The following is a 16,347-nucleotide window of genomic DNA, read 5'->3' on the forward strand; positions in this document are numbered from 1 at the left end:
CGTTCAGCGCGGTCGCGGCGGCGTGACGTGCACCGGCGCGCGCACGCCGCCACCGCCGTATCCGCCCGGGGCGACATGCACCGCGGGCGGCGGCGAGACGTGAACCGGGGGCGCCACCTGCCCCGGCCGGTAGGCCTCGACCGGCGCGCGATAGACCGGGCTCGGCGCGTACGACCGATAGCCGTAGTTGCCGTAGTACGGGTACCCGTAGCGCCCGCCGTAGTGGTAGCCCGCGGGATAAGCCGGATACCCGTAGCGGTATCCGCCGTAGTACGGCCCGACGCCCACCGCGGCGCCGTAATAGACCGAGCGCGCGTACGGATAGCCGTAGCCGTACGAGCCGTAATAGCCGTAGGTGGCCGGCACGCAGCTCGCGCTCGCAGTGCCGATCGCGAGCGCGCCCGCGGCTGCCAGCAGCAGACGACGAGACATGGTGACCTCCGTCGTCGAGGCGACGCATCACGCATGCCACATCCCGCGCCTCGCCAGTGACACCGCGCGTCGCCCGCGGCGCGTTCGCGCGTATGCTGCGCGCGGTGACGATCAAGCTGGCGAGCCCGGAGCTCGGCGCGGAGGAGAGCGCGGCGATCGCGCGCGTGCTCTCGAGCGGGATGCTGGTCCAGGGCCGCGAGGTCGAGGCGTTCGAGCGCGCCCTCGCGGAGCGCTGCGCGCGGGCGCACGCCGTCGTGGTCTCGTCGGGCACCGCCGCGCTCGAGCTCGCGCTGCGCGCGCTCGGTGTCGCGGGCGGCGAGGTGATCGTGCCCGACCTGACCTGGCCCTCCCCCGCGCACGCGACGCTGCTCGCGGGCGCGACGCCGGTGCTGGTCGACGTCGATCCCGACGAGTGGAACGTGCGCGGGGACGCGATCACCCGCGCGCGCTCGAGCTCGACGCGCGCGGTGATCGCGATCGATCAGTTCGGCGCGCCCGCGCGCCACGACGAGATCGCGCGCGCCGCCGGCGACGCGCCGATCGTCGAGGACGCGGCGTGCGCGATCGGGAGCACGATCGAAGGGCGTCCCTGCGGCGCGTTCGGCGTCGTCGCGTGCCTCTCGTTCCATCCGCGCAAGGTCATCACGACCGGCGAGGGCGGCGCGTGCCTCACCGACGACGCGTCGCTCGCGAGCGAGCTGCGCACGCTGCGCAACCACGGCCAGCGCACGCCCGGCGTGTTCGCGTACGCGGGCCCCAACCAGCGGCTCACCGAGATGCAGGCCGCGATGGGCCGCGTGCAGCTCGATCGCCTCGACCTGATCGTCGCCCACCGCCGCGCGCTCGCCGATCGCTACCGCGCCACGCTCCCGCGCGAGGTCTCGCCGCAGCGCCTCGCGCCGCGCGCCACGCGCAACGAGCAGACCTTCGGCGTGGTGCTGCCCCCGCGCTTCGACGCGGAGGCGCGCGATCGTGTGATCGAGTCGCTGAAGCGCGAGGGCATCGAGTCGGGACGTCTCTCGTACGCGCTGCATCGCCTGCCGAGCCTCGACGCCGCGCGCCGTTCGGGCGAGATGCCGCACGCCGATGCGATCGTGGCGCGCGGCCTCGCGCTGCCCCTCCACGGCGCGATGTCCGAGGCCGACGTCGATCGCATCGTCGCCACGCTCGCGCGCGCGCTCGACTGAGAGCGCGCGGGCGATCACGGCGCGCCGGCCCTACGTCCAGCAGCATGCGTCGTGAACGTCTCCTCGCGCTCTCGGGCGCGCTCGCGTGTTGTGTCGTCGGGTGCGGAGGGTCGGGAGGGCCGGCGAGCGCGACCGCGGCGCAGGGCACGCTCGGCGTCCAGTCGAACACCGGCGGCTCCGAGGTGACGCTCCGCATGGCGCCGTCGGGCCCGATGACGTTCGCGACCCAGCTGCGCGTGACCGTGCGCTCCGAGATGCTCGGTCAGCCGATCAACGCCGACATGGACACCCGCGGCGTGCGCCGCGTCGTCGAGCGTCGCCCCGACGGCTCGCTCGCGATCGAGGAGATGGACACCGCGAGCACCTTCGCGTTCTCGATGATGGGCCGCAGCCGCAGCGGCCCCGAGCACGCGGGACCGGCCGAGCCGCGCCGCTACGTGCTCGGCGATCGCGGGCGGCGCCTCGACGAGCCCGCGACGCTCGCCGTCGCGCCCGCCACGCCGGGCGGAGGCTTCGAGCGCGTCATGGATCCGCTGGTGCGCGCGCTCGAGTTCCCGGTCGAGGCGATCTCGCCCGGCGCGACGTGGAGCGCGCAGGGCCGCATCCCGCTCGACGGAGTCGATGCCGGGCTCGCGGGCGAAGCGCGCTATCAGCTCGTGCAGCGCCTCGAGCGGCTCGAGGGCAGCGGCGACGAGCGCGTCGCCGTCATCGCGTTCGAGGGCTCGCTCGAGGGCGAGGGCGAGAGCGTCGCGCCGCCCGCGCCCGCGATGCCGGGCGAGCCGGAGCTGCCCGCCGAGGCGATGCGCGGCGCGCTGCGCTTCCGCGGGTTCTACGTCGTCGCGCTCTCCGATGGATTCGCGCGCAGCGCGCGCGCCGAGTTCGAGGGCGAGGCGCAGCTCGGGCCCGGCGGGCTCATGACGTTCCCGCTCGAAGGCGAGCTCGAGTGGCTCGCGTCGCCGATCGACGCGACGCTCGAGATCCGCGAGCAGGAGGCCGCGAGCGCCGCGCCCGTCGCGATCGAGTGATCGTGTATCTTCGCGCGCGATGGCGAGCGAAGCGCCGGTCGTCGAGGTGCGCGGCCTCCACAAGACGTTCCGCGTCGGGTTCTTCCGCAAGAAGGTCGAGGCGGTGCGCGGCATCGACTTCGAGGTGCGGCGCGGCGAGATCTTCGGGCTCCTCGGCCCCAACGGCGCGGGCAAGACGACGTCGATCAAGTCGATCCTCCGCCTGATCTTCCCGACCGCGGGCACCATCAAGCTGTTCGGATCGCTCTCGCCCTCGCCCGAGGCGCTGCGCCGGCTCGGCTACCTGCCCGAGAGCCCGTACGTCTACCAGTACCTGCGCGCCCACGAGTTCCTCGATCTCTGCGGGCGCCTCTGCGGGCTCGACGCGCGCACCCGCGCCGAGCGCGCCGACGAGATGATCGCGCGCGTCGGCCTCGGTCACGCGGTCGATCGCCCGATCGGCCGCTTCTCGAAGGGCATGCTGCAGCGCATCGGCCTCGCGCAGGCGCTGCTCCACGATCCCGAGCTCCTCATCCTCGACGAGCCGATGAGCGGCCTCGACCCGATCGGCCGCAAGGAAGTGCGCGACCTGATCGTCGAGGAGCGCCAGCGCGGCAAGACGATCCTCTTCACGAGCCACATCCTCAGCGACGTCGAGCGCCTCTGTGATCGCGTCGCGATCGTGCACCGCGGCAAGGTCACCGCGTACGGCGCGCTCTCGCAGCTGCTCAAGCCCGAGGTGCAGCGCACCGAGATCGAGCTCGAGGGGTGCGACGAGACGCTCCGCGCGCGCCTCGACGAGCTGGGCGTGAAGACGAGCGTCGTCGAGAAGCGCGTGGTCGCGATCGTCGAGGGCGAGACCGGCGCGCGCGACGTGCTCGAGGTCGCGCTCGCGGGCGGCGCGCGCGTGGTCGGCGTGCAGGAGCAGCGCGAGACGCTCGAGGACCTCTTCGTGCGCGACGCGCTCCGGAGCGGCGGCGCACCGCTCGATCGATGAGCTCGCCGCTCGAGATCGAGCGCGACCTGGCAGAGCTCGAACGCGTCATCGCCGACGCCGACCGGACCGGCGACCATCACGCGATCACCCGCTTCCTGTGGCGCCGGCTCCGGCTCACCAACGCCGAGCCGCTGCTCGCACGGTCGCCCGTTCCACTCGACAGGATCGCGACCTCGCCCACGCCGGTCGCGGAGTGGCTGCGCATCGAGAACGGCGCACGGTTCACGCTGCTCGAGCGCGACCCCGCCGAGCGCCGCGCCGAGCAGTGGAGCGACCGCCACCTCGCGCAGACCGTGGCGACGCTGGAGAGCGGCATTCGCGCGCCGCGCGGATGGACGCCGCTCCCGCTCGAGCGAGCCCTCGCCAGCGCCGATGCTTGGGACCGCATCGTCGCGTGCGCGGAGATCCTCGAGCGGCAGAGCGATGCGCCGGAGCACCGCGCCGCGATCGCGAGCGTGCTGGACGATCCCTCGGTCGAGGTGCGTCGTTGGGCGTGGCTCGCCGTCGTGCGCTGGTCCGAGCGCGACGACGACGACTCGCTGCGCGACGCCGTTCGCGGTGGGCTGACGCGCGACGACCCCGAGGTGATGCCGCGCATCGCGTGGGCCGCGTGGCACCTCGGTCTCGCTGACGACGCGATCCGTCGCATCGCGCCGAGCCTCGCGGCGTCGGAGCTCGCCCAACGCGAAGCGCTGCAGGTCGTGCGGTGGCTCGGCCGTCGTGACGAGGCCCTGCGCGATCGCATCGAGCCGCTCGTCGAGAGCCCATCGCGCGACGTGTCGCTCGACGCGATCTCCACGCTCGGGATCGTCGCGCCCGAGCGATGGACGCGGCTCTGGTCGTTCGCCCGCGAGACCACGATCGCGCCCGCGCGGACCACGCGTCGCGGCGTCGAGGTGCCCGCGCGCGAGATGCGGACCGACCGAGCCTTCGTCGCGATCGAGTCACTGAGGAATGCCGCGCCCGAGCTCGACGACGAGGCGGTGGCCGTGCTCGTCGCGCACGCGGCGGACCCGGCGCTCACCGAGCTGCTCGCAGCGCTCGGTCCGCGGGCCCGCGCCGCGGTGCCGGCGCTCGTCGCGCGCATCGACGCAGCACACGACCCCGAGAGCTGGGCGCACGATCGCACGTACCAGGCGCTCGGTCGCATCGGCGGGCTCGAGGCGCGCATCGCGTTGATGCGCGCCTCGCGCACCGGACGCGGCGTGTTCGGTCATCACCTCGCGCAGCTCGGCGCGGACGCGGTCCCGGCGATCGCGGAGCTCCTGGGCGAGTCGTTGCCCGAGCCCAATCGCCGCGTCGTGCTCGAGGTCGCCGCGGCGCTGGGGCGCGGGGCCGAGCCGCTTCGCGAGCTGCTCTCGATCGAGCTCGATGCCCCGAGCGCGCCGCTGCGCGCGACGGCGTGCGCCGCGCTCGGCGCGCTCACCGTCGACGACGCGCTCGCGGTGCGCCTCGCCTCCGTGTTCCTCGCGTGCACCGAGACGCTGCCACCCTTCCATCGCACCTACCATCTCGCGGCGCGGGCGCTCGCGCCGATCTGGGCAGCGCGCTGCGGTCACTCCAGCGACCTGGTCGCGCTGCGCTGCATCGAGGCGCTCGGCACCACACGCGAGTACGGTCGCGCGCACCTCGATGCGCTGCGCGCGCTCGCCGCCAGCCAGAGCGTCCGCGGTCGGGCCGCTCGATCTGCGGCCTCGCGCATCGAGAGCCCCGAGCCGATGTTCCGTCCGAACCAGTGAGCGCGCCGCTCGATCGCTGATCGACGCGGCTCGCGCGCCCATCACGACCGCTCGCGGGATCGCCGGAACGACGGTCCACGCTCGGCGCGTCGTTCTCGCATGCACGCGTCGACCGAAGAGTGGCTCCGCTACTTCCGAGACAACCGCGACCGCCCTGCGCTCCCCGTCCCCGCGCCGATCACCGGGCTCGAGCCCGCGCTGCACCGCGCGCTCGTCCGCGCGCTCCAGTGTTTGCATCTCGGCGAGGCCGGTGAAGGTCGGCTCGCCGTCGAGATCCTCCGGGTGCGCGATCCCGCGCTCGACGCCGCGCTGCGCGAGACCGTCGTGCTCTACGTGGCCGAGGAAGGGCGACACGCGCGCGAGGTCGCGCAGCTCCTCGGCGCGCTCGGCGCGCGCACGCTCACCGGGCATCACTCCGAGCTCGGCTTCCGCGCGCTGCGCCGCAGCGCGGGGCACCGCACCAAGATGCTCACGCTCGCCGCGGCCGAGGTCGTCGGCCTCGCGTTCTACGAGGTGCTCGCGTCGCACTTCCCGCACGCTCCCGCGGTCGCGCACCTGGGCCGCGTGATCGCGCGCGAGGAGACCGCGCACCTCGCGATGCAGCGCTTCTACTTCGAGCGCGTCGCCGCGGGCAGCCGCGCCAAGCGGCGCGTGATCCACGCTGCGTTCCGCACGATCGTGGGCGCCGGGGTCGCGACGCTCACGTTCGATCAGCGCGCGCTGCTGCGTGCGCTCGCCGTCACCCCGCGCGACTTCGCGCTGCGCTGCGCCGAGATCACCCGGACCTTCACCCGCGCGGCGTGAGCGCGCCGCGGCTCGCGAGGTGGTACTCGAGCGCGATCGTCGCGAGCCGATCGATCGTGATGTCGCACCGACTGCGCGCGCTGCCCTGGCGCCACCGCGTCCAGTGGCTCCGCGTCCCCGTTCCTTTCGGCGCGCCGATGGTCAGCGCGTCGCCGAGCCGCAGGTACGAGCCCACCCGCACTTCCTCGCCGGGCGTGGGGGACGAGTCCCCGAGCGTCATGACGCGGGCGCCGACCTCGACGGTCGCGGGCAGCCTCACCCGCCGCACCAGGAGACCGAGCGCGTAGCGCAGCCGGACCTCGTCGCCGTCGAGCTCGAGCCGGGCCCGCAGCACGCCGAGCCAGGCGAGCCCGACCACCGCGAGATACCCGATGACCAGGCCCGCCAGCGTCCCGCCCGCCACGTCCTCGCGCACGTCCGCGAGCACGACCGCCGCGCCCAGGAGCAGCGCGGCGAGCGCGAACGGGATCGCGGCCACCACGACCACGCGCCCGTCGGCGCCGCCGAGCGCCGGCGGTCCGCCGACCATCGCCAGGCCCCGGTGCACCGTCGCGAGGTGCGGCGCGAGGTTCTTCCCGTGCACGCTCGCGCCGCACGCCGGGCACGGCAGCGCGCTCTCGGGGTGCGCCGTCGCGAGCTGCGTCGCGATCGCGAGCGTGGACTCGTTCACGCGCGCGAGCGTACCTCGCGTGCCGGCGTGGTAGGACTGCGCGCATGCCGAAGCGCGTGAGCCCGCAGGAAGCCAAGGGCCTGATCGATCAGGGCTGGGTCTACGTCGACGTCCGCACGCCCGAGGAGTACGCCGCGGGCCATCCCGAGGGCGCGTACAACGTGCCGATCGGGCCCGAGCTGGTCGGCGCGATCGAGTCGCTCTTCCCGGCGCGCGACGCGAAGATCGTCGTCGGGTGCCAGGCCGGTGGGCGCTCGCTCCGCGCGCTCGGTCTGCTCGAGGCCGCCGGCTACACCAACGTCGTCGATCAGCGCGCGGGCTGGGGCGGCAACGGGAGCGAGGCGGGCTGGGGCGCGTCGGGCCTCCCGAGCGAGACCACCGCGCAGCCCGGCCGCAGCTGGCGCGAGATCGCGGCGAAGCGCGGATGATCGAGGCGCTCTCCGAGCTCGACGCGGCGCGCGCGAGCACGCCCGCGGGCACACGCCTGCGCGCGCTGCGCCTCGCGGGAGAAGCGCTCGCCGAGCGGCTGCGCGACGCCGCGCCGGTGCGCCGCGTCGAGGTGCTCGCGCTCGATCGTGTGCCGGTGCGCGCCGAGCTCGCGCTCGACGGTGCGCTGCGCGCGCCGGTGCGGTGGATGGAGCTCGAGCGCCGCATGCTCTTCCTCGAGCTCGAGAGCGGCGCGCGCGTGGTCGTCGATCCCGTCGAGCCCGGCTCGTGGTCGCGCACCCCGTGGGGCACCTGGCTCGCCGAGGCGCACCCGCGCCGCGCCCGTCGCGCGCTCCAGCAGGGCCGCAGCGCCGGCGCCGCGCTCGCGTCGATCGGGGTCGAGGCCGACACCATCGACGTCGCGATCCTCACCCACCTGCGCGGCCAGGATCTGCGCGCGCTGATCGGCACCGCGCACGGCGACGGCGTCGAGGGACCGCGCGAGAGCATGCTGCCGCGCGCCCGCTGGATCGTGAGCGCGACCGAGCTCGCGAGCGCCGCGGTGCCCGACGACCTCGAGCGCGCGCACCTCGTCCGCGACGTGCGCGCGCGGGTCGCCGAGGATCGCATCGAGGCGATCACCCGCGACGTGTCGCTCCGCGGCAGCGTCGCGGTGATGCACGCGCCGGGGCTCACCGAGGGCCAGCTCGGCGTCGCGGTGCACGACGCGCGCGGCGTCTTCGTGTGGAGCGCGCAGGGCGTCGCGGTCGACTGCTGGTCGCCGTACCACGCGCGGCTGCCCGGGCTGCGGGAGCGGGTGCGCGAGCTCGACGTCGAGGCGATCCCGCGCGGCGACGCCTGGTCGCGCGGCGAGGCGCTGATCTCGATGGCGCTCGAGCGCGCGGTCGCCGATCGCCGGCAGGACGCGCCCGCGATGCACCGGGTGGTGCCGTCGGCGGCGCTCTGCGGGCACCCGCTGGCGCGTCCGTGGGGCGACGAGCGCGGGTGAGGGCGGCCGGCGAGCTCGTCCGAGAGCCGGTCACGACCGCTGGGTGACCCACGATCGATACGCCGGGAGCCGGAATCTTCCCCCAGAGCGTCCTGGCGCGCGATTCCGGAGCACGTCCGTGACCCTCCGAGCGCTCGGGGAGGTCTGTCCGGAGGCCGGAATCTTCCCCCAGAGCGCTCCGGCGGACGTGTCCGGGATCCCGACACGTCCCCCAGAGCGCTCGGGGACACGTGTCCGGCACCACGAACGCTCCCCGAGAACGCTCGGGGTGCCGTGTCCGAGACCACGAATGCTCCCTCGGAGCGCTCGAGGGGCCTCGACCGAGATCCGGACTGCCCCCGGTGGGCGTTCGAGGGAGCGTGTCAGGGTCCCGGAACGCCCCGCGGGTCGCTCACCGGCGACGACGACACCTCCCGCACCGGGTCGCCCGAGCGCCATCCCGGACCGCTCGCGAATCCGGGCGAATGCGACAGCAGAGCCCGACCGCGAGCGCCCGAGCCGCGCGCGTTCCGCCCGTCGGACCCACCCGCTCGCGCCTCTCGGCGGGACCTACTCGGCGCATCGCGCGAACTGCACCATCACCGCGCCGCCGCCGCGGTACGCGACCGCGATCAGGCCGTCTTGGCCGCGCGCCAGCGCGGGGTCGGTCGCGGGGCCCGGGATCACCATCGGGTCCCCGGCGCCGCGATCGTCGACGACCCGCATCCGGATCTCGTGGGGCGCCTCGCGCGCCGCCGCGGTCGGGGCCTCGGCCGCGAACACCACCGTGCGTCCGCTCGAGGTCGCGGCGATCGTCAGCGGGTCGCCGTATCCGACCCCCGGCACCAGCGGCGACGGCATCTCGGTCCCCGCGGCGTCGACCAGGCCCACCGCGCGCGTCGCGAGGTTGCCCACCGCGGCGTACGCGAGCCACGTGCGCCCCGTGACGTTCGAGCGCGCCGCGGCGATCGCGGGCGGCTCGGCCGCGAGGTTGAGCGGGCGCGCGACCTCGGTCGGGCTCGGCGCGCCGTCGGGCCCCAGCACCACGCGGTGGGCGACCGAGATCCCCACCCGCGGATCGAGGAAGAGCAACATCACGTCGCCCACTCCGTCGACGAACGCCGGCGCCGCGCCGCCGCCCGCCACCGGCGTGACGTCGTGGGTCGCGACCACCCGTCCCGCCTCGAGCAGCGCGAGCTTGAGGTGCATCGGCGTGCTCGATCCGTCGGTCCACGCGACCGCGCGGCGCGTGCCCACCGCGCGCACCGCGGGCGGGAAGCGGGGGTCGGCGCCGGCGTCGGCGAGCGCGTTCGCGCGCGGCGCGCTCGCGGGCAGCGTCGGGTCGAGCGTCGCGCTGAGCACGCGCCCGTGCCCGTCGACGAACGCGAGCGTGATCTCCTGGGGCGCGGTGCGCGCCATGCCGGGCGCGGCCTCGCGCGGAGGCGCGCCGTCGATCGGGATCGACGCGATCGGCTCGGGCAGCGCGCCCGGGCGCGCGCGCACCACCACGAGGGCGCTCTGATCGTACGCCGCGACGAGGAACGCTCCGTCGTCGAGCGCGACGATCGCGGGCGGCCCGCCGGCCGTGAGCAGGCGCATCGGCGCCGGCGACTGCAGCGCGCACCCGCGTGCCGGCGCGGCGCGCGGCGCGAGCGGTCCCGGCATCGCCTCGGCGGCCGCTTCCTCCTCGGGCGTCGGCGCCTCGCCGAGCTCGTCGAGCAGCGGCTCGGAGGCCTCGGGATCGACCCGGCCGACGTCGGGATCACGCCGCTCGGGCGGAGTCGACGCGGTGGGCGGGCGATCGGCGGTGGGCAGCGCCGCGGCCTCTTCGTCGCGCCCGCCGCACCCGAGAGCGAGCGCGATCACGAGCACGGCGGCAGTGCGCAGAGAGGCGGTGCGGGGAGAGCGGTGACGAGAGAAGGACACTCGGATCCCTATGCGCGCCGCAGCGCGGGTTGCCAGCGAGGCGATCCTCTACCATTCCGCCGCGATGCAGAGCCGCACGATCCGAATCCACACCCACGGCGGGCCCGAGGTGCTGCGTCTCGAGACGATCGACGTCGGCGATCCCGGCCCCGGTCAGGCGCGCGTCCGCCACACCGCGATCGGCGTCAATTTCATCGACACCTATCATCGCAGCGGGCTGTACCCGCTGACGCTGCCCGCCACGATCGGGAGCGAGGCGGCGGGCGTCGTCGAGGCGATCGGGCCCGGCGTGACCGACGTGCGGGTGGGCGATCGCGTGGGCTTCGCCGCGGGGCCGGTGGGCACGTACGCCGAGCGTCGGCTGGTGCCCGCGGATCGCCTGATCCCGCTGCCCGACGCGATCTCCGACGAAGTCGCGGCGGCCTCGATGCTCAAGGGGATGACCGTCGAGTACCTGGTGCAGCGCACGTTCGCGGTGCAGCGCGGCCAGACGGTGCTGTGGCACGCGGCGGCGGGCGGCGTGGGGACGATCGCGTCGCAGTGGCTCGCGGATCTCGGTGCGATCGTGATCGGCACCGTCGGCAGCGACGAGAAGGCGGAGCAGGCGCGCGCGAACGGGTGCGCCCACACGATCGTCTACACCCGCGAGGACTTCGTCGCGCGCACCCGCGAGATCACCGGCGGGGCCGGCGTGCCGGTGGTCTACGACTCGGTGGGGCGCACCACGCTGATGCGCTCGCTCGACTGCCTCGCGCCGCGCGGGCTGCTCGTCACGTTCGGCAACGCGTCGGGCAAGCCCGACCCGCTCGATCTGCTGGTGCTGAGCGCGAAGGGCTCGCTCTACGTGACGCGGCCCACGCTGCACGCCTACGTCGCGTCGCGCGCCGAGCTGCTCGCGAGCGCGAAGGCGCTCTTCGATCGCATCGCGCGCGGGGTGATCCGCGCCGCGCCGACCGCGACCTTCGCGCTCGAGGACGCGGCGGAGGCGCATCGCGCGCTCGAGTCGCGCGCCACCACCGGCAGCGTGGTGCTCACGGTCTCGTGAGCTCGTCGCTGGCCGAGCTCGCGTCGCAGCTCCTCGCGTGCGCGGATGCTGCGCTGCTCGACGCGCCGCTCGACGGATTGCGCGCGCGGGTGGACGACGACGACGCGCACGATCTGCTGCGCGCGATCCACGAGTCGGGCGAGGCGAGCTCGCTGCGCGATCTGCTCGACGAGGCGCGGCTCGAGCGCTGGGTCGCGGAGAGCGCGACGTCGCGCGAGGAGGATCTGCTGCGCGCGCAGATCCGCCGCTGGCTCGGCGCGGGACCGCGAGGCGCCGACGATCCCGAGCGCCTCGCGCAGGTGCGCCCGCTGCCGCGCGACGTCGACGACATCCTGGTGTGGGCGCGCGAGCACGAGCTGCTCGGGGAGCTGAGCCGACCGGCGCGCGAGGTGCTGGTCGACGAGGACGACGTGATCCCGCGGCGCGCGTCGCTGCTCGCGTGCGCGATCGGACAGGTGAAGAGCGAGCGCGAGAGCCTGCTCGCCGCGCACCGGGTGCAGGACGCGGCGCGCGGGCACCTGATGCGCGAGGCGGCGGCGCACGCGGCGTTCGCGGCGCGCGCGGCGTTGTGGGCGCGCGTGCTCCCGGAGGGACCGCTGCGCACGCTCGCGGAGCGGCTGCGGGGGTGCGTCGCGGGGACCGAGCTCGTCGCGCTGCACGCGGTGCGCTTCCTGCCGGCGAGCCCGGTGCGGGTCGACGACGAGCGCGGGGTCGCGCGGGGATCGATCGTGGGCGCGGCGGCGCCGTTCGGGGTGAAGCTGCGGCTCGCGGGGCACGAGCAGCGCGCGATCGAGGGCGAGTGCGAGCAGTGCACGCGCGGCGGGTGCATCCACGTGCGCGCGCTCGCGGCGCGGCTGCTCGATGCGTGCCTCGACGAGCAGGATCGGCTGCACGCGACGATGCGCGATCTGGTGGCGGTGCCGTCGTGGCGGCGCTTCCTCGACGCGGTCGCGGAGCCCGCCGCGAGCCCGAGCACGTCGAGCGCGAGCGAGCGGCTCGCGTTCCGGGTGCACGTCGAGGGCGAGCGGGTGCTGGTCGGGGTGGTCGCGCAGCGCGCCCAGCCCGACGGCGGGTGGACCGCGGGGCGTCTGCTCTCGCCGCTCGAGGCGACGCGCAGCGCGGCGTGCACCGATCGCGATCGACGGGTGCTCGACGTGATGACGCTCGCGACGCGCACGATGCGCGCCCAGCTGGTGGGCGCGGACCTCGCGCTGCTGCGGACGCTCGCCGAGCATCCTCACGTGTCGCGCGACGGGCGCGAAGGCGCGCTGCGGCTCGTCGAGCACCAGGTCGAGGTCGTGCTCGACGAGCTGCCGGGCGGCGTGGTGCCGAGGGTGCGGCTCGCGGGCGCGGTGGTCGCGCCGGGCGAGCGGCATCGCGACACCACGCTGCTCTTCCACGAGGAGCGCGCGAGCGGGACGCTCACGTACGCCGCGCTCACCGCGCCGCTGCGGCGCCTGCTCGCAGCGCTCGCGACGTTCCGCGGGGTGCTGCCGCCCGAGAGTTATCCCGCGCTCGCGCCGTGGGTCGCGTCGATCGAGCAGGTCGCGCGGGTGTCGGCGCCCGACGTGGTGCGAGGCAGCGCGCGCGAGGCGCCGCGCACGCTCTTGCTGCGCGTGGTCCCGGGGTTCGACGAGGGCATCGACGTCACGCTCGCGGCGCGCGCGCTGCCGATGGCGCCGCCGTGGCCGCCCGGTCAGGGCCCGGCGATCGTGCACGGGCTCGAGGACGCGGTGCACGTGCACGCGCGTCGCGATCTCGCGTGGGAGCGCGAGGTCGCCGACCGGATGATCGAGGCGCTCGGGCTCGCGGAGCACATGCGGCTCGAGCCGTTCGCGTGGCGCATCCCGAAGACCCAGGACGCGCTCGAGCTGCTCTCGCGCGCGGCGCGGCTCGGCGGGGTGCTGGAGATCGAGTGGGCCGAGCGGGGGCGCATCCCGCAGCCGAGCGCGAGCGTGCGCGCGAGCGATCTCGATCTGCAGCTGCGCAAGAAGGGCTCGTGGCTGACGGTCGAGGGCCGGGTGCGGGTGGTGGTGCTCGGCACCGAGCTCGCGGTGTCGCGGGTGCTCGACGCGGCGCGGCGCGGCGAGCGCTTCGTGAAGGTGAGCGGCAACGACTACGTGGAGCTCGAGCGCGATCTCTTCGAGCGGCTCGAGCGCGCGCAGCTGTGTCTGCTCGAGGGCGTGAAGATCCCGAGCGCCGCGATCGGCGCGTGGGAGCGCGAGGTGGGCGCGTGGACCAAGCCCGCGGACGAGACGACGCGCGCGTGGATGGAGCGCGCGCGAACGCGCGAAGCGGACGTCGAGCTCGATCCCGCGTGGCGGGTGCGGCTGCGCAGCTACCAGCGGGACGGCGTGGCGTGGATGATCGCGCGCAGCGCGTGGGCGCCCGGCGTGTGCCTCGCCGACGACATGGGGCTCGGCAAGACGGTGCAGGCGATCGCGCTGCTCGAGGCGCGGGCGTCGCTGGGCCCGGCGCTGGTGATCGCGCCGACGTCGGTGGTCGACAACTGGGCGCGCGAGCTCGCGCGGTTCGCGCCCGGGCTCCGGGTGCGGAGGGAGCGCGACGACGCGCCGCTCGGGCCGGGCGACGTGGTGCTCACGTCGTACGATCTGCTGCTGCGCAACCCGACGTCGTCGCCGTTCGCGACGCAGATCGTCGACGAAGCGCAGATGATCAAGAACGCGCGCACCCAGCGGGCGCGCGCGGTGGCGAGCGTCGACGCGGCGTTCCGCGTCGCGCTCTCGGGCACGCCGATCGAGAACCAGCTCGGCGATCTGTGGAGCCTGTTCTCGCTGATCGCGCCCGGGATGCTCGGCACGTGGGCGCGGTTCCGCGCGCGCTTCGTGGTGCCGATCCAGCGTTATGGCAACGAGGAGCGCGCGGCGCTGCTGCGCCAGCTGATCGCGCCGTTCGTGCTCCGGCGCACCAAGGGCGAGGTCGCGAAGGAGCTGCCCTCGCGCACCGAGGTGCTGCACATGATCGAGCTCTCGCCCGCGGAGCGCGCGCTCTACGACGGCGCGGTGCACCAGGCGCGTCGTGCGCTCGCCGGGCGCGGTCGCGACGAGCGCACGGTGCGGGTGCTCGCGGAGATCACGCGGCTGCGCCAGCTCGCGTGCCATCCCCAGCTCGTCGTCGAGGACGAGCGGCTCGAGTCGAGCAAGCTGCACGCGCTGGTGGAGCTGCTGCGCGACATCGTGCCGCGCGGGCATCGCGTGCTGGTGTTCAGCCAGTTCACGCGGCACCTCGCGCTGGTGCAGCGCGCGCTCGACGCGGCGAAGATCTCGACGCTCTATCTCGACGGCGCGACGCCGACCGGAGAGCGCACGCGGCGCGTCGATCGCTTCCAGAAGGGCGAGGCGAGCGTGTTCCTGATCTCGCTCAAGGCGGGCGGCACCGGGCTCAACCTCACCGCGGCCGACTACGTCGTGCACCTCGATCCGTGGTGGAACCCCGCGGCCGAAGATCAGGCGAGCGATCGCGCGCACCGCATCGGTCAGGAGCGACCGATCACGATCGTGCGGCTCGTCGCGCAGGGCACGATCGAGGAGCGCGTGCTCGCGATGCACGACGACAAGCGCAAGCTCGCGGGCGCGGTGATCACCGAGGGCGCGCCGCTCGGCGCGCTCGACGTCGACGCGCTCGAGTCACTGATCGCGCTGACGTGAGCGCGACACGACGAGCCGCAGCGAGCCGTCGAACGTCGGCGCGGTGCGCAGCGCGCCGTGCTCCGCGTCCCAGATGCCGTGCTCGAGGTCGTGCGCGAGGGTGCGCACCGCGCGGTCGATCGCGTCGGGCTCGACGAAGCTCCACGCGGACTGGGCGCGCCGCACGTCGGGATCGAGCAGGCGCTCGGGGCGCCCGTAGAACGCCTCGCCGAAGCCATCGGTGCAGTCGAGCGGGATCGGCACCGAGATGACGTCGCACGCGCCGAGCATCTGCACGAGGGTGTCGATCGCGGGGTAGCGGCGCGCCTCGGTGGCGATCACCTCGGGCGCGTAGCGCGCGAGCCAGAAGCGATCGAGGGCGCTCGGATCGCAGCTGAGCACGAGCACGGGGCCGCGCGTCACGCGTCGCATCTCGGCGAGGCCGGCGCGCAGATCGGACCACTGGTGCACGGTGAAGGTCGCCATGCTGGCGTCGAACGTATCGTCGTCGAACGGGAGCGACTCCGCGGTGGCGTCGATCGCGGCGGGGAGATCGGCGGCGCGCTGGGCGCGCATCGACGCCGAGGGCTCGACCGCGGTGACCTCGCGATCGCGCGGCTCGTACGAGCCCGCGCCGGCGCCGACGTTGAGCACCGTGCGCGCGTCGCCGAGCGCATCGAGGATGCACGCGGCGATGCGTGGATCGGGGCGTCGATGGGCCGCGTATCCGATGCCGATGCGCCCGTAGTCCGCGTCGCCCGCGCTGCCGTCTCGATGTCGCATCAGTCCTCGTCCTCGATGTCGCGGAACAAGCGCGCGAGGCTCGCGGCGGGATCCTGGAGGAAGTGCCGCGTGACCGCGTAGTGCTCGGTCTCTTCGTAGCGCACCGTGTCGATGCCGTCGGGCCCGAGCTGCACGATGCGCGCGCCGGGATACGCGAGGAGGATCGGCGAGTGCGTGGAGATCACGAATTGCGATCCCGCGCGCACGAGCTGGTGCATGCGCGCCAAGAAGCTGAGCTGCCGTGTCGGAGAGAGCGCGGACTCGGGCTCGTCGAGCAGATAGAGGCCGCGACGTCCGAAGCGGTTCATCGCGACCCAGAGGAACGACTCGCCGTGCGACATCTCGTGCAGCGCAGCCCAGCCTCCGTAGCCGCCGGTCTCGGCCTCGGTCGCGACGTTGAACATGGTCTCGGCGCGCAGGAAGAAGCCGCGCTCTTCGCGACGTGCGCCGCGCGCGAGACGCAGGTGAGTGTGGAGCTCGGACTCGCTGGGACGGAACGAGCCGGTGAAGCTCTTGGTGCCGCCCTCGGGGTTGAAGCCGGCCTTGATCGCGATCGCCTCGAGCAGCGTGGACTTGCCCGAGCCGTTCTCACCGACGAAGAACGTGACCTCGGGGTGCAGCTCGAGCCGCTCGAGCTTCGCGATCGCGGGGATCGCGAAGGGGTACGCGCGTCGATCGGGGACCGTGTCCCAGAGCATC

General features: G+C 74.6%; 14 protein-coding genes. 9 read left to right on the plus strand and 5 right to left on the minus strand.

All coding sequences use genetic code 11. From position 1 onward, the window contains the following. Nucleotides 1-3 precede the first annotated feature (3 nt). Entirely contained in the window at nt 4-432 is a 429-nt protein-coding gene (locus DB32_RS49270) for a hypothetical protein (RefSeq protein ID WP_053237923.1), read from the minus strand. Between the two features lie 104 nt (nt 433-536). On the opposite strand from DB32_RS49270, the gene DB32_RS40025 reads away from it, so the two are divergent. From DB32_RS40025 to DB32_RS40045, 5 genes are all read left to right on the plus strand, one after another. Beyond that, nucleotides 537-1,619, plus strand: coding sequence for a DegT/DnrJ/EryC1/StrS family aminotransferase (locus DB32_RS40025; RefSeq protein WP_169791708.1), 1,083 nt, complete (start codon nt 537-539; stop codon nt 1,617-1,619). A gap of 44 nt (nt 1,620-1,663) precedes the next feature. Continuing rightward, nucleotides 1,664-2,644, plus strand: coding sequence for a hypothetical protein (locus tag DB32_RS40030; protein ID WP_053237925.1), 981 nt, complete (start codon nt 1,664-1,666; stop codon nt 2,642-2,644). Nucleotides 2,645-2,663: 19 nt separating this feature from the next. Continuing rightward, nucleotides 2,664-3,620: an ABC transporter ATP-binding protein gene (locus tag DB32_RS40035; RefSeq protein ID WP_053237926.1), complete on the plus strand. Its 957-nt coding sequence runs from the start codon at nt 2,664-2,666 to the stop codon at nt 3,618-3,620. Further along, entirely contained in the window at nt 3,617-5,359 is a 1,743-nt protein-coding gene (locus DB32_RS40040) for a hypothetical protein (protein ID WP_053237927.1), read from the plus strand. The genes DB32_RS40035 and DB32_RS40040 overlap by 4 nt, the downstream gene beginning before the upstream one ends. A 99-nt stretch (nt 5,360-5,458) precedes the next feature. Next, a complete protein-coding gene (locus tag DB32_RS40045; RefSeq protein ID WP_053237928.1) occupies nt 5,459-6,163 on the plus strand; it encodes a hypothetical protein in 705 nt (234 codons plus the stop codon). Here DB32_RS40045 and DB32_RS40050 read toward each other — a convergent pair. Next, complete coding sequence (locus DB32_RS40050; RefSeq protein WP_053237929.1) at nt 6,147-6,833, minus strand: hypothetical protein; 687 nt, start codon at nt 6,831-6,833, stop codon at nt 6,147-6,149. The two genes, DB32_RS40045 and DB32_RS40050, sit on opposite strands and share 17 nt — an antisense overlap. 44 nt (nt 6,834-6,877) lie before the next feature. Here DB32_RS40050 and DB32_RS40055 point away from each other — a divergent pair, with 44 nt between their 5' ends. Then, complete coding sequence (locus tag DB32_RS40055) at nt 6,878-7,261, plus strand: rhodanese-like domain-containing protein (protein WP_053237930.1); 384 nt, start codon at nt 6,878-6,880, stop codon at nt 7,259-7,261. Beyond that, the gene (locus DB32_RS40060) at nt 7,258-8,268 is read left to right on the plus strand and encodes an MBL fold metallo-hydrolase (RefSeq protein WP_053237931.1); all 1,011 of its coding nucleotides are present in this window, start codon (nt 7,258-7,260) and stop codon (nt 8,266-8,268) included. Before DB32_RS40055 ends, DB32_RS40060 begins: the two co-directional genes overlap by 4 nt. Before the next feature lie 549 nt (nt 8,269-8,817). Here DB32_RS40060 and DB32_RS40065 read toward each other — a convergent pair. Next, a complete protein-coding gene (locus DB32_RS40065; RefSeq protein ID WP_157070166.1) occupies nt 8,818-10,113 on the minus strand; it encodes a hypothetical protein in 1,296 nt (431 codons plus the stop codon). A gap of 124 nt (nt 10,114-10,237) precedes the next feature. Between DB32_RS40065 and DB32_RS40070 the strand changes: the two genes are divergently transcribed. Beyond that, nucleotides 10,238-11,218, plus strand: a complete 981-nt coding sequence (locus tag DB32_RS40070) for a quinone oxidoreductase family protein (RefSeq protein ID WP_053237933.1) — start codon at nt 10,238-10,240, stop codon at nt 11,216-11,218. Then, a complete protein-coding gene (locus tag DB32_RS40075) occupies nt 11,215-14,886 on the plus strand; it encodes a DEAD/DEAH box helicase (RefSeq protein ID WP_053237934.1) in 3,672 nt (1,223 codons plus the stop codon). The genes DB32_RS40070 and DB32_RS40075 overlap by 4 nt, the downstream gene beginning before the upstream one ends. On the opposite strand, the gene DB32_RS40080 is transcribed toward DB32_RS40075, so the two are convergent. Both DB32_RS40080 and DB32_RS40085 read right to left on the minus strand, forming a co-directional pair. Further along, the gene (locus DB32_RS40080; protein WP_053237935.1) at nt 14,866-15,648 is read right to left on the minus strand and encodes a class I SAM-dependent methyltransferase; all 783 of its coding nucleotides are present in this window, start codon (nt 15,646-15,648) and stop codon (nt 14,866-14,868) included. The two genes, DB32_RS40075 and DB32_RS40080, sit on opposite strands and share 21 nt — an antisense overlap. Next, a complete protein-coding gene (locus tag DB32_RS40085; protein WP_053239117.1) occupies nt 15,648-16,346 on the minus strand; it encodes an AAA family ATPase in 699 nt (232 codons plus the stop codon). The genes DB32_RS40080 and DB32_RS40085 overlap by 1 nt, the downstream gene beginning before the upstream one ends. Nucleotide 16,347 lies beyond the last annotated feature (1 nt).

This window comes from Sandaracinus amylolyticus, assembly GCF_000737325.1.
Lineage (GTDB): Bacteria > Myxococcota_A > Polyangia > Polyangiales > Sandaracinaceae > Sandaracinus > Sandaracinus amylolyticus.

Coding starts and splice junctions, on each gene's coding strand:
- DB32_RS49270 (WP_053237923.1), bottom strand. CDS start 432: ATGTCTCGTCGTCTGCTGCTGGCAGCCGCGGGCGCGCTCGCGATCGGC.
- DB32_RS40030 (WP_053237925.1), top strand. CDS start 1,664: ATGCGTCGTGAACGTCTCCTCGCGCTCTCGGGCGCGCTCGCGTGTTGT.
- DB32_RS40035 (WP_053237926.1), top strand. CDS start 2,664: ATGGCGAGCGAAGCGCCGGTCGTCGAGGTGCGCGGCCTCCACAAGACG.
- DB32_RS40040 (WP_053237927.1), top strand. CDS start 3,617: ATGAGCTCGCCGCTCGAGATCGAGCGCGACCTGGCAGAGCTCGAACGC.
- DB32_RS40045 (WP_053237928.1), top strand. CDS start 5,459: ATGCACGCGTCGACCGAAGAGTGGCTCCGCTACTTCCGAGACAACCGC.
- DB32_RS40055 (WP_053237930.1), top strand. CDS start 6,878: ATGCCGAAGCGCGTGAGCCCGCAGGAAGCCAAGGGCCTGATCGATCAG.
- DB32_RS40060 (WP_053237931.1), top strand. CDS start 7,258: ATGATCGAGGCGCTCTCCGAGCTCGACGCGGCGCGCGCGAGCACGCCC.
- DB32_RS40070 (WP_053237933.1), top strand. CDS start 10,238: ATGCAGAGCCGCACGATCCGAATCCACACCCACGGCGGGCCCGAGGTG.
- DB32_RS40080 (WP_053237935.1), bottom strand. CDS start 15,648: ATGCGACATCGAGACGGCAGCGCGGGCGACGCGGACTACGGGCGCATC.
- DB32_RS40085 (WP_053239117.1), bottom strand. CDS start 16,346: ATGCTCTGGGACACGGTCCCCGATCGACGCGCGTACCCCTTCGCGATC.